This is a genomic window from Aliifodinibius sp. S!AR15-10, from assembly GCF_031569985.1.
GTDB lineage: Bacteria > Bacteroidota > Rhodothermia > Balneolales > Balneolaceae > JAMQKA01.
Window position 1 is genome coordinate 60,681 of sequence record NZ_JAMQKA010000007.1, and the last position, 12,211, is coordinate 72,891.

Annotated in this window: 9 protein-coding genes; all 9 read left to right on the forward strand. The window is 46.5% G+C overall.

All coding sequences use genetic code 11. The features are described 5' to 3' along the window. Positions 1-547 precede the first annotated feature (547 nt). Entirely contained in the window at positions 548-5,728 is a 5,181-nt protein-coding gene (locus NC796_RS06945) for an invasin domain 3-containing protein (protein ID WP_310683352.1), read from the forward strand. A gap of 437 nt (positions 5,729-6,165) precedes the next feature. Beyond that, on the forward strand, positions 6,166-6,597 hold the full coding sequence (locus NC796_RS06950; protein WP_310683354.1) for a hypothetical protein: 432 nt from the start codon (positions 6,166-6,168) through the stop codon (positions 6,595-6,597). 137 nt (positions 6,598-6,734) lie between these two features. Then, complete coding sequence (locus NC796_RS06955) at positions 6,735-7,274, forward strand: hypothetical protein (protein ID WP_310683356.1); 540 nt, start codon at positions 6,735-6,737, stop codon at positions 7,272-7,274. Positions 7,275-7,292: 18 nt separating this feature from the next. Then, on the forward strand, positions 7,293-7,904 hold the full coding sequence (locus NC796_RS06960) for a hypothetical protein (protein WP_310683358.1): 612 nt from the start codon (positions 7,293-7,295) through the stop codon (positions 7,902-7,904). Between the two features lie 36 nt (positions 7,905-7,940). Continuing rightward, positions 7,941-9,032 (forward strand): hypothetical protein, encoded by a 1,092-nt coding sequence (locus NC796_RS06965; RefSeq protein ID WP_310683360.1) that lies wholly within the window; start codon positions 7,941-7,943, stop codon positions 9,030-9,032. A gap of 513 nt (positions 9,033-9,545) precedes the next feature. Next, the gene (locus NC796_RS06970; protein ID WP_310683362.1) at positions 9,546-10,007 is read left to right on the forward strand and encodes a DUF4402 domain-containing protein; all 462 of its coding nucleotides are present in this window, start codon (positions 9,546-9,548) and stop codon (positions 10,005-10,007) included. After that, the gene (locus NC796_RS06975; RefSeq protein ID WP_310683364.1) at positions 10,007-10,594 is read left to right on the forward strand and encodes a hypothetical protein; all 588 of its coding nucleotides are present in this window, start codon (positions 10,007-10,009) and stop codon (positions 10,592-10,594) included. Before NC796_RS06970 ends, NC796_RS06975 begins: the two co-directional genes overlap by 1 nt. Beyond that, positions 10,587-11,123, forward strand: coding sequence for a hypothetical protein (locus NC796_RS06980; RefSeq protein WP_310683366.1), 537 nt, complete (start codon positions 10,587-10,589; stop codon positions 11,121-11,123). Before NC796_RS06975 ends, NC796_RS06980 begins: the two co-directional genes overlap by 8 nt. Positions 11,124-11,636: 513 nt before the next feature. Beyond that, positions 11,637-12,203, forward strand: coding sequence for a DUF4402 domain-containing protein (locus NC796_RS06985; protein WP_310683368.1), 567 nt, complete (start codon positions 11,637-11,639; stop codon positions 12,201-12,203). Positions 12,204-12,211: the final 8 nt, after the last annotated feature.

Below are 12,211 nucleotides of genomic sequence, written 5' to 3' on the forward strand. Positions count from 1 at the left end.
ATGGTGTGTGATATGACTATATCATGAGGTCCGATATGGTAATATCATACTCTGCGATATAGTAATATCATGCAGCACGATATAGTAATATCACGGTGCTCGATATAATAATATCGTATCGCCTGATATGTTCATATCAGGCAGACGATGAAGTAAGTGCAGAGAGGCTGTAGTTAACGGAACCGGGAAACGGAGCAGGTAAGGGAATACCCACGATCCGGGGCGGTTCCCAATCCCCGGTCTTCTATTCCCCATTAAGAGGGCTTTGCAAAACCCTATGTCATTGCGAACCGTGTCCGACTACTGGCGTGATGGAGCGAATGAAATGATCCCGACAGCTGTCGGGAGGCAATCTCCCCTCGTGTGGGGATCGCCACGCCCCGAAATCCGCCAGCTGGCGGACGCGATGACAATTTCACATGGTGTGGTTCTGCAAAGGCCTCATTAAACCATTCTAATTTAATATTTGTTAATAATTGCGCATCTGTAACATTTTGATGATTATCTTCACGGCAACGGCTTGATATATCAACATATAGTATCATCTATGGGATCTGTAAAAAAGTGGGCTGTTGGTCTCCCGCTACTCATATTATTTTTAACCGCCTCTGTGCCCCATTTATATGGGCAGACAGCAGATGTGATCAAAGCATCTGGTGGAACGGGTCTTTCCATCGACTCGGTAGCTACCCAGGGGTTCTCTCCGCTTGACGGTCCCACGATACGAGAAACAGCCTCTGGACAACTTGCCCAGGGTGGCACTATTGTTCTAACCCTGCCCAGCGGTTTCGTTTGGAATGATGCAATGACATCAGGCGATATCACCATTACCATTACCCCTACCGGTGCGGCCAACACCAAACTTGCAGTTAGTTTCTCCTCTATAACAGCACAGGAAGCCACCTTTACGGTAGACACTGAAAGTCAAACACAGGGAAACGGACAGGGGCCGGGCCGCGTAGAGATCCAGGGATTGGAGCTGCGCCCAAGTACAACTGACGTCCCCACAACGGGCCAGATCAGCAATACCGGGACCACCGGGCCCGACGTCAACTATGGCGATCTTAGTACGGCTGTGGGAGCAATAAGCCAGGTAAGAGTTGAAACCGCCTCTGACGGCAGCGGACAGGTTGTACCCAGCCAGGATATTTTTGCGGGAGAGTCGATAACCGTCTACTCCATTGCCCGCGACGTCGGCGACAATTTCATCGAAAATATAGCGCTGGATAGTGAGGGAGACTGGAGCGTCATTAACAGCACGGGCGATGTGCAACAAACAGCAAGCTCCGCCGACCTTAAGAGTGCGACTTTCTCCTCTCAACAAACCGGGACAGCAGAGATACAGGCCTCCTACAGCGGGACCACCTCTACTCCCTCAGGAACGATCACCGTTCTACCGAGGTCAGCTGATGAAATGATCATCAACACGCAGCCCTCCGGGAGTGCCACGGCAGGTAGCGCTTTTGCTACGCAGCCCGTAATATTTCTCCAGGATCAGTTCGGTAATAAAGTAACCACCGATAATTCCACGCAGGTTACCGCAAGCATTAACTCCGGGGACGGCAGCCTCTCCGGCACACTCACGCAGACTGCATCAGGTGGTGAGATCACCTTTACCGATCTCTATGCGACGATTGCCGACACAATTACACTGCGATTTGAAAGTAGCGGTATGACCTCGAAAATATCCAACCAGGTGATCGTAGATCCCACGGCTGCATCCGACCTGTCTTTTGCACAACAGCCCACGAATACCGCTCAGGGCGGCACCATCACCCCGGCTGTCACGCTGCAGTTGTTGGATGAGTATGGCAACAAAGTACAAACAAGTGGAACCACCGTTACCATTGACAATGAACCATTTTTAGATGGCAGTTCGACGCTCTCTGGAACCACCGACGCCGATGGAATCGCTACCTTTGGCAACCTGAATCTAACCGCCAGTGCCACCCTGGGTGAAGCACAGCTAACCAGCCAATTCAGTGGCATCTCTTCACCCGTGTTGAGCAATACCTTCCTGATCATAAGCGCTGATGCACTTGCCCGGTACGAAATTACCGCTCCCGATGGAACCGACATCGGGCAGCAGCAGGCTGGCACCCCCTTTGATATACAGATAACGGCCAGGGATGGTAATGGCGACATCAAAACGGATTTTACCGGCACTGTTGAGGTTATGGCCGATGCCACCATCCTATTACAGGGTTCAGAAGTCTCCAGTTTTACGACCGATAACTTCCAAAGCGGGGTGCTTGATACTGCCATCACGCTCACCTCATCTGGCTCAACCCGCATATATGCCGATCAGTCACAGGATATTTCCGGGCAGAGTAATAGTTTTAGCGTCACTCCTTCGGCAACCATCGGCCTCTCTGCTTCAACTATTACCGCCGATCCGACCAGTATTACAGCGGATGGCACCAGCACATCTACCATTACCGTGCAGCTCAAAGACGAGTACGGCAACAACCTGACCAGTGGTGGAGAAACGGTGGAATTGTCGACGACGGCAGGGACATTTCCAGGAGGTGGAACTACTACAACAGCAACCGACCAGGGCGATGGTACCTACACCGCGGTGTTGACATCATCAACCACGGCTGGCGTAACTGCGACTATTACCGGTACGGTCAATTCACAAAATCTTTCAGATGATGCGACTGTTAATTTTGAAGCCGGTGAAGTTACTAGCTTCGCGATCTCACTACCCCAGTCCGGCGGCACTCCAGCCACTCAAACTGCGGGCGTGCCGTTTGATATTGATGTTCAGGCCGTTGACGGGCAAGGCAACGTGGTGCCGACCTTTGACGGTTCTGTAACATTCACTACCAACTCAGTACTTAACGCGGGAGGCACGGCCAGCTTTGCAAATGGTGAGCTGCTTAATCACACGATTGAATTGACCAAAGCGGACTCCAACGCCACGCTTACCGTCACTGCTGACGACCTCTTTGAGGTTTCGGGAACCAGCAGCTCATTTATCATTATTGCCAACAGCCCTGATGCATCAACATCCCAGCTTACCGCCTCACCAGACGTGCTTCAAAACGCTACGGCCTCCGAAGCAGTAATTACGATCATTCTCAGGGATCAATACCAAAACAGAGTGTACCAACAGACACCGGTATCTCTGAGCCTGGAACAGCTTGAGCTCAACGGTTCCCCTTCAAGCGGGTCGCCGGATGCTTCATTGGCGAATGGAAGTAATATCCCTTTTAGCGCTTCGCAGGGGCTTTATCGAGACACGCTGATAGCTACAAATACCGTAGAACTTGTTGAAATCTCAGCTACATTCGGCTCCTCTCCCACCCATATAAATCAAACGGCCACCGTCGATATCGTTGTACCCAATACCTGGGAGGGCGATGCCACTGGCCCCGGAACCGTAGCTACCGACTGGACCAATGCTGAAAACTGGTCCCAGGGAACCGTTCCCGGAAGCGAAGATTTTGTTGTTATTCCCAATGTGACCGACTTGCCGGTGCTTGACCTAAACATAAGCGTTGGGAGCTTTGAGGTACAGGCCGGTGCAAATGTCACGCTCTACGGTGGAAATGCGATTACTGTTTCTGGAAATACCACCATAGATGGGACACTGAATATTGAAGATAATACGGAGATCACGGTGGGCGGAAACTTTGTGGGATCAGGGAGCTTTACGGCCGGCGCCTCAACATCGATCGATATTGCAGGAGACATTTCGCTGGGCACCTTTTTGGCTCGTACAACGAACTCTCAAATCACGCTAAACGGCAGTACGCCCCAGACCATATCGACAACAGACTTTCTGGCGCAAAACCTGAATATTAAAAACAGTGTGAATGCGGACGCCAGCAATGACCTAATCGACACCGCAGTACTGACAATTGACACAGACCAAACTTTTGAGCTCAATACGGGAGCTAATGACACTCTTGATGTAGGCCAAAAAATACAGGGAGGTGGAACCCTGCTCATAAATGACAACGCCCTGGTGCTGGGTGGTAACACCGATCTGACAAATATCGATGCCAGCCAGGGAACCGTTATTTTCGGCGTTCGATTGGGCCAGGATCCAACCGCAGCCAACCTGTCGCAACAACAGATCCTGAACCTGAGCCAGATGAAAAATACGGTCATTAATAATGATCACGGGGTGCGGACATTTGAAGATATCATCGTTGATGGTACACTAACCCTGGAGAACGGCAACCTCATTATCAATTCAGGGAAAAGCCTTATCGCACCAAACCAGGTTTATAACAACGGTACACTCCAAATCCGAAGGGCGATCAGCGGTCAATCGGGGTGGCGTATGATGAGCGCCCCCATTAACACCAGCTTTTCAGATCTCTTCGATGAGCTTACAGTACAGGGTATCACAGGATCCGACTATCCCACCCGACAGCCGAACCTGCTGTACTATAACGAGACGATCTCCGGTACGGATAACCAGCGCTGGCGTGCCCCTGCTGATATCAGCAATACCGTGCAGGGCTCCAACCCCGATTCGCTGGGACGCGGTTATTTCTTTTACGTTTTTGGAGATGTCAGCGGTGATTCTGACTACAACGACTCAATCCCTGTAACATTGAATATCAGCGGCCAGGAATACCAGTATTCAAGCAACTCCTTTAACTTTTCCTCGGTCACCTATACCGCAGAAGCCGACACCGGCTGGAACCTTGTGGGTAATCCCTGGGCGGCTAGCCTTGACTGGGACGCCAGCGGCTGGACAAAAACCAACATGGACAATGTTATTTATGTCTGGGATACCTCCACCAACACCTACAAAACCTGGAACGGGATCGACGGATCCCTGCGGAACGGTCTTATCCAGCCTTTCCAGGCGTTCTGGGTGAAGGCAAATGGAGACGGCACCCCAACCCTTTCGGTGGACAAGTCGGTAAAAACAACCGGGGGTACATTCAAGGGAAAAGAAGGCAAACGGCCGGCTTCGATTGCATTCCTCCTTGAGGCCGATACCCTGCAGCAGTCGACCCATATCACCCTCTCCCCTGACGGCAAAACGGGCAAAGACAAACGTGATGCGTTTCGCCTGTTGCCATTTGAAACAGATACATACCTCGAGCTCTTTACCACACTCGAAAACGGAACTGAGCTGGCGATCAACAACCTGTCGCGAAGTTTCGGCAAAGAGATTACCATTCCCCTGCACTTGGGGGGCTTTAAAGATGGAGAGCCCATAAATGGAGAATATACCCTCTCGTGGCCCAATGTCGGTGAGGTCCCCGACGCATGGACGATTATCCTGGAGGACCATCAGACAGGCAAAAAAATTGATCTGAGGAAAAACTCCTTCTACAGTTTTGACTTCGCACAGGCAAAATCAAAAGCGCCAATACAAAATAGCATGGAAAGCTTTCAGCTCGTGAACGCCCCTGTCCCAGGCAAAGCACGTGCTGGCAACGATGCCCGCTTTTCCATTAGTATCAACCCCGGTGCCGATGCTGAAGGACTGCCCGATGAGTATGCCCTTCGCAACAACTACCCGAATCCCTTTATGGATTACACGAACGTCGTTTTTGACACCCCGATTGAAGGCCATGTTCAAATTACAATCTACGACATCCTGGGACGGAAAGTCGAAACCGTGGTTGATAAGAATTTACCCGCCGATTTCCATAAGGTAGAATGGAATCCCCAGAGCCTGGCCAGCGGTGTGTATATCTGTGTAATGCGAGCGGGCGACAAACAGTTTACGAAGAAACTCACCTTCATTAAGTAGTTCCAACGTTCTTAACGTATTTCTCATCTTCATTATCCATTCCTAACAACAACTTACCTTCCTGCTTGCTAAATTAATAGTGAATCAAGAAAGACCGACTACTAATTGAGGAGAGAAAGATTAATAATCTGTAACATTTGTAACTCCCTCTACTCTTTATTAGTAGTTAAAGACAGTAAAATAAATCTACAGGCCGGGGCTATGAGTGATTATCTGATGGGGGGCTATCCGCCTTTTCCCTGCTCTTTGTGCAGTCAAGCTACTTATTTCAACTGGAAAAAAGAATGTCATTGGGGAATTGACCAATTTCTCAAATCCGCTGGAAATAGTAACTTCTCGGATGCTAGCCAGCACCTTTCCCCCATTTTATCCCCGGGTTAGCACATTTTCCGAAATTTATTGGAAAGAGAAACCGGTACAACAAATACAATAGCACAATGGAAAAAAAGACTATAGCCCAAAAATCGATTACCAGATCAATGCTTAAATTCACAACTCTTGCCGTCATTCTACTGCTGGCAGATGCTGTGCAGGCCTTTGGACAGAGCAAAATTACATTTAGAGTTAATTTGACTCCCCAACTTGAAGACAGCGTGTTTGTGCCGGGCAGGGATCAAATCTACATTCAGGGAAACCTGTATCCTTTGAACAGATCACAAAAAAACTATTTGCAGGATATCGCCCCGGCCGACAGTATATATGAGACTACCGTTGACTTTGGAGCGACCACGAGAGGCGACCAACTTAATTACAATTACATCATTGTTACACCAGAGAAGGTGAAGCGAGAGCACGTACCACGAACATTGAAACTCCAGTCCCGCGAACAGGAACTGGATGTCCTGTATTTTGACAGTTTCGCGTGGTAGTATGCATTTATGTTAGTGAAATTTAACTGAATCTTGTACTGAATTCTTGCTAATATTGTATTAATAGTAATAAAAGAGTTATAAAGGTTAGATTATTTTTATATACTAAATAAAAGTTGCAATAAACATCTACAGTTATGATTGGCTATTCTGAAGTTATCTATACGATGGCAGGGATGCTTGTCTTTTCCCTGATCTTGCTAAGTGCCAACCGCATGATGCACCGTAATACCCAGCTTCAGGTTGAAGGCGAACTTGAAAAAGAGGTGATCGCGGTAGCGCAAAATATCATTGAGGAATCCCGTTCCGTGGCGTTTGATGAAATGACGGTTGATGGTATTCCGCCCGTCAAAACACCAGACCACTTTACTGCCGCAAGTATTTTTGGTACCAAACGATCTGATGAGGGTACTCAAGGAGAAGATGATACCGATCGTACAACATTTGACGACTTTGACGACTACGATGGATGGGGAGATACCATCACTGTAGAAGATATCGACTATAAATTATCCGTTAAAGTACGATATGCGGATGCTACCACATATGACTCCACATCCTATAAAACGAATTTTAAAAAGATCTACGTCAAAGTAGAGAACAAGTATTTAACGAATACGTCAGATGAACCGATTGATTATGAGTTCACCTACATTCGAAACTATTATGCTGATTAAAGAAAAAGGCAGTCTATTATGAATACCGCGTATATTACCAGTTTTGTTATAGGTGGAATGGTGCTTTTGTCCATTCTGACAATGAATTTCAGCATCTCGCAAAACAGTACAGAGTTGGCACTGCAGCGGAATATGAAGCAGCATGTGAATACCGTGGCAGACATGGTTTCTCATGATTTTGCCAAAATCGGGTACAACTGGATGGGCAAAATTAACAACCCGATTCAGTCAGCAGACTCCAACAAAATTGTCTTCATGTCAAATATCGACAATGACAGCTCCAACGACGCGGAGACGGTGACCTGGACGTTTGGGACCTCCTCTGTAAGCTCCACCTCCAACCCCAACGACTACGTGTTGACGCGCCTTATCGTTCTGGGCTCAACAACAATTAACAAAACAGACATCACGCTTGGGGTCACAAAATTCAGTCTCAGCTATTACGATACGGTAGGCAGTACAACACCAATGTCTACACCCGTTGCCAACCCGGAAGATATCAGGCAGATAGAGATCGAAGTGGTTCTTCAGAGCAAAGATAAGTTTAAAGCTACTTCAGGATCACCCGGCCGATATATAACATCTACATGGCACAAACGATTTTCTCCAATAAATATACAAGACAATTAATCTACAGGAATAAATAAATTAAATTGAGGTACTATCATGGGAAGGGCACTATTAATCATATGCGCAGGCGTATTTGTTGGTTTGGGTTATGTCAGCATAGGTATTAACTCTCAGACGCGATCAGTCACTGAATCGACGGTCAGCTATGCCCAGGTTATCCAGGCCCGGAATGCGGCCCATACGGCTATCCAGGTGGGGATGAATGAGATGAACAAGGATACCTCATTCGCTAACACGCATGGAGAAAGTAATAAATGGAAACCGATAATAGATGGCGATACGGCCGAAGTTTATTTCGATGTCATCCAGGGGACCAACGGCTACCGGGACACCTCAATCGTTCGGGTGCATGCTACTGCAAAATCCGGCGGTTACAAAAGCAAAGTGATTAGCCTGTACCGCCGCTCCAATTTTGATTTTGTACCTACATTTACCGCGGCTGCTGCTTTTGCGACAAATAACTTTACATTTTCAATGGGGGGAAGTTCACAAATCAACGGCAATGCTCCTTCAGGTTCCGACTGCCAGGATTTGCCTGGAATTGCAACAATGACAGATGAAAGAACGGACTATGTTGAAGGCCAAACTTCTGGCAGCTCAAATTTAACGGGCAATCCAGAGGTACAAACGGATCCTGACCTCTCCTATTCACCGGTTGACTCACTCATCGCGCGGCTACGAGACCTCGAGGGCACCCAGTTTATCAGCGGTAACTATAAAGGTGGTTTGGGAACCCAAGATGAACCCGGGGTATTTTTTGTAGAAGACTATGCCAAGTTTACCGGGGGTATTGGTGAAGGCTATGGAATATTAGTAGTTCGGTCTGATGCCGATATGGAATATGAAGATAGTGATGGAAGTACTCTCGATATGGCTGGAAATGTTACCTTCAACGGTCTGGTAATTTTTGAAAACGCTTATAACTTCGATGGTAAAGGAACCCCAACCATCAATGGCTCCGTGTTGGTTGGTAATACCGATGACTACAGCGGAACTATCGACGTAGATATATCTGGTAATCTGACTATTCAGTATGATTGCGTTGGTGAAGAATATGCAAAACTGGCCGCCGCCCGCATGGTTCAAACGAACAAGTATAAACGGCTCACAACTTTTGAAGACCTGTAGAAAACATTGCTCTTATTAGTTGTTTGTTATAGTGGTTATTAGTTATTAGTTGTCAGTTGCCAGTAGTTGTATGAGCGCTGCCTAATAACTAATAACCGGTAACCAATAGCAAAATCGTTTGTGCAGATAGCTTCATTACTCGCGACGTTGAATACTTTCTTAGTGGTAATTCCACTAGCTAACTTTCCTGGCAGATGCCACTGTGTTTAGGAGATTCTGAAAAGAAGGACATTTCAACAGAACAATTTTACAGGATCTGCAACAACACATCATATTTGTTAAGTTCTATTCTTGGGGAAATTAGGATAACCTAAAGGTGGTCCCAATATGAGCTGTTGTAACTTTCATATCTCCTCCTTATTAAAGCAATTACAATCTTTTAATTAAGAATTTATAACTGGCTTTCACGCCTTATTAACCTGATTTTTCAACTACTAAAAAGGCAAACTCCAAACTGTGTCTCCAATGAAATGTAAGTGGAGCTATTTACTTCTTCCATGCTTGTTACTCTGTTTGATACTATTCAACCCCACATCAGCGGTTGCACAGGACGAACTTTCAATTAATGTATCTGCAGAGGTCATTAGCTCCATTGAGATGATAACGCTCAAGTCAATGCGCCTTTCTGGAGCAGAGGCCAACAACAACATCATCGAGATCGACCCCACGACCAGTGCCAATGCAGGGAAAATGGTGGCTTATGGCACCCCTAATTCGGAGATCCGAATCAGCTATCTGCCAAGCCGGGAACTCACGCGCATGCAGGGTACTGAATCACTGACCTTTAATTACCAGATTGCAGGAAACCAGCAGGAAGACCAGGTAAGTGCCGAAATAATGGATGTAGAAAACCGGGATTTTTCGTTCAATGAGGATGGCCAATTTTTCCTTTGGATTGGCGGCAGTGTTAATATTTCATCCGCGGTTCCCGGTAACTACCAGGGAGATTTCACCCTTGAAATCGAATATATATAATGATCCGGCGATGCCTCATATCATGTTTGTTGGTGCTTGCCACCGTTTGGCACTGCCATGCGCAGCAAATCAATTTTGGGGATTATGGCAATTATTCACTTTCAACCAGTGAACTGAACACCGGTGATATTGACTTTGGTCAGATTATAAGTGGCAGCGGAACCAATTCCATTGATATCAACAACGCTAAAATAATTGAAATCGTAGGCGTCAAATACCTTGATGTAATCGTTGAGATAACGGCCGATAATGACCTGTACCTGAATGGCAATACGAGTTATGCCGGCGATTCCCAAAAGTCGATCCCCCTGACCCTAGAAGCAGCCTATGCCAACAACGCCGGTACGCCCACCATAGGACAGGCTAAAATTATTAACGTGCCAAACAATAATTTTACCACCCGCTTCCCGATCCTTGAACGCCAGAGCCAACCTCCCGGTCCCCCGCCCCCACCGCCAACAAACGCTTTTGATCAGTCTAAGGTAGAGGAAACGGCTTATTTTTACATATATGGATCAATCAATGTAGGCGATGTTGATGCGGGATTCTATTCGGGCCAAATTACTGTTACCGTTAGCTATGATTAGGGTCTTCCATAATAACAGACAACTTTTAGGGCTGGGGCTCTTCGTTCTCCTCTTTTTGGGAATTCCTCTCAAGCAGGGGAACTGCCAGTTCCTTGACCTCCAACTACAAGTTGATTCAGAACTCCGGGCTACCACCGAGCAACCGCTGAATTTCGGCACGTTATCAACCAATAGCGGGCTTGTTGAAATCAGGCTCGGGGCAGTCAACATGGGTATATTCAGTATCCGGGCCCTGGAGAACCAAAACCTATTGATTGCTCTCAACACACCGGCAGAACTCTCCCACGATAATCCCGCCATTAAAGAAAGTATTCCACTGAACCTGGAGACCCGCTACGGGTATTCCCCACAAAATTATCAAGCCTCTTCTATGCTTCCCGAATCCGGAAACAGTATAACAGTTGCACCAACCGACGGGCAGGGTCCCTGGAGCACGTTCTATATATTTGTATATGGATCAATTGAAATTGGCGATATCCCCGAGGGTACATACTCCGATGAAATTTTTCTAAGTGTCGAATATTTTTAGTGCAGCGATTCCTACTGTAACGCAGATGACACTGATACTGTGGATCGCCGCAGAATAAATATGAAATAGCACTTTGCAATAATAAATCCGGGTAGATCGGAATGATCGATGTCACCCGCGTTCTATCAGGAAAAACAAAAATCACAAGCTCGATACGATACTAGTTTTGGTATTAATTAATTGGTAAACCGGTTATTTGTTGCCAACTCATTCCGGCGTTTTTTCTAACAAGTGAGTTTTTCAAGGTTGATAATAATTATCTGCCATGCAGATGGAGAATATTAAAGCATTATAACTTGTCAAGTCCCTCATGGAACTGTATCATTTCGCTCTGATATTCAGAGACGTTGGAGGGCAAAAAAACGGGCTCTGAAGAAAACTGAGTGGGAATATTAGAGCTTTCTTAATTAATCGATCTTAATTTTAAGCCCCTCATTTTTTTGATAATATTCACGTAGATCATAAAACAAAGAGGAAGTTATTACACAATTAAAAAATAAAAATCACAGACCTATGAAACGTTTATACTCAATAATATCGGCTATTGCTCTCGTACTTGTTGTATCAGGAAGTGCTTTTGCGCAGGCGGTTACAGCTTCTGCTGAAGTTCTTACAGAAGTAGGATATACCGCTGATACAGATTTGACTTTTGGTGACTTCACAACAGCTTTTTCATCGGCTACTATTGATCCTACTGGAACCGGTGGTGATAGCGGTGTAAATGGAACTGCTGGCACTGACTACAATGCTGGTAAATTCACGATTTCAGGGAGTGGCTCACAAGACGTAACTGTTTCTTTAGATAACTCGACAGTAACCTTGTCCAATACGACCAATGGTTCAAGTTCAGATAACCTCTCATTATCTGCTACGCTCTCACAAGCTTCAGGAACATCTGGTAACAATCGTGGTGGCTCAGCGTTTACCAGTGGAAACACTGTTACCTTGAGTAGTGGTAATGCAACCATCTGGATTGGTGGTACCCTTACAGCAAACGATGGCGACAGTAATGGATCAATTGATCCTGGTACTTATGAAAACAGTTCGGATCTGACACTTACTGTAAGCTATTCTCTCTAGAATTATAT

What these genes read in the sequence shown, in the direction of transcription:
- NC796_RS06980 (WP_310683366.1), top strand. Translation starts at nt 10,587, where the DNA reads ATGATTAGGGTCTTCCATAATAACAGACAACTTTTAGGGCTGGGGCTC.
- NC796_RS06950 (WP_310683354.1), top strand. Translation starts at nt 6,166, where the DNA reads ATGGAAAAAAAGACTATAGCCCAAAAATCGATTACCAGATCAATGCTT.
- NC796_RS06960 (WP_310683358.1), top strand. Translation starts at nt 7,293, where the DNA reads ATGAATACCGCGTATATTACCAGTTTTGTTATAGGTGGAATGGTGCTT.
- NC796_RS06955 (WP_310683356.1), top strand. Translation starts at nt 6,735, where the DNA reads ATGATTGGCTATTCTGAAGTTATCTATACGATGGCAGGGATGCTTGTC.
- NC796_RS06975 (WP_310683364.1), top strand. Translation starts at nt 10,007, where the DNA reads ATGATCCGGCGATGCCTCATATCATGTTTGTTGGTGCTTGCCACCGTT.
- NC796_RS06985 (WP_310683368.1), top strand. Translation starts at nt 11,637, where the DNA reads ATGAAACGTTTATACTCAATAATATCGGCTATTGCTCTCGTACTTGTT.
- NC796_RS06945 (WP_310683352.1), top strand. Translation starts at nt 548, where the DNA reads ATGGGATCTGTAAAAAAGTGGGCTGTTGGTCTCCCGCTACTCATATTA.
- NC796_RS06965 (WP_310683360.1), top strand. Translation starts at nt 7,941, where the DNA reads ATGGGAAGGGCACTATTAATCATATGCGCAGGCGTATTTGTTGGTTTG.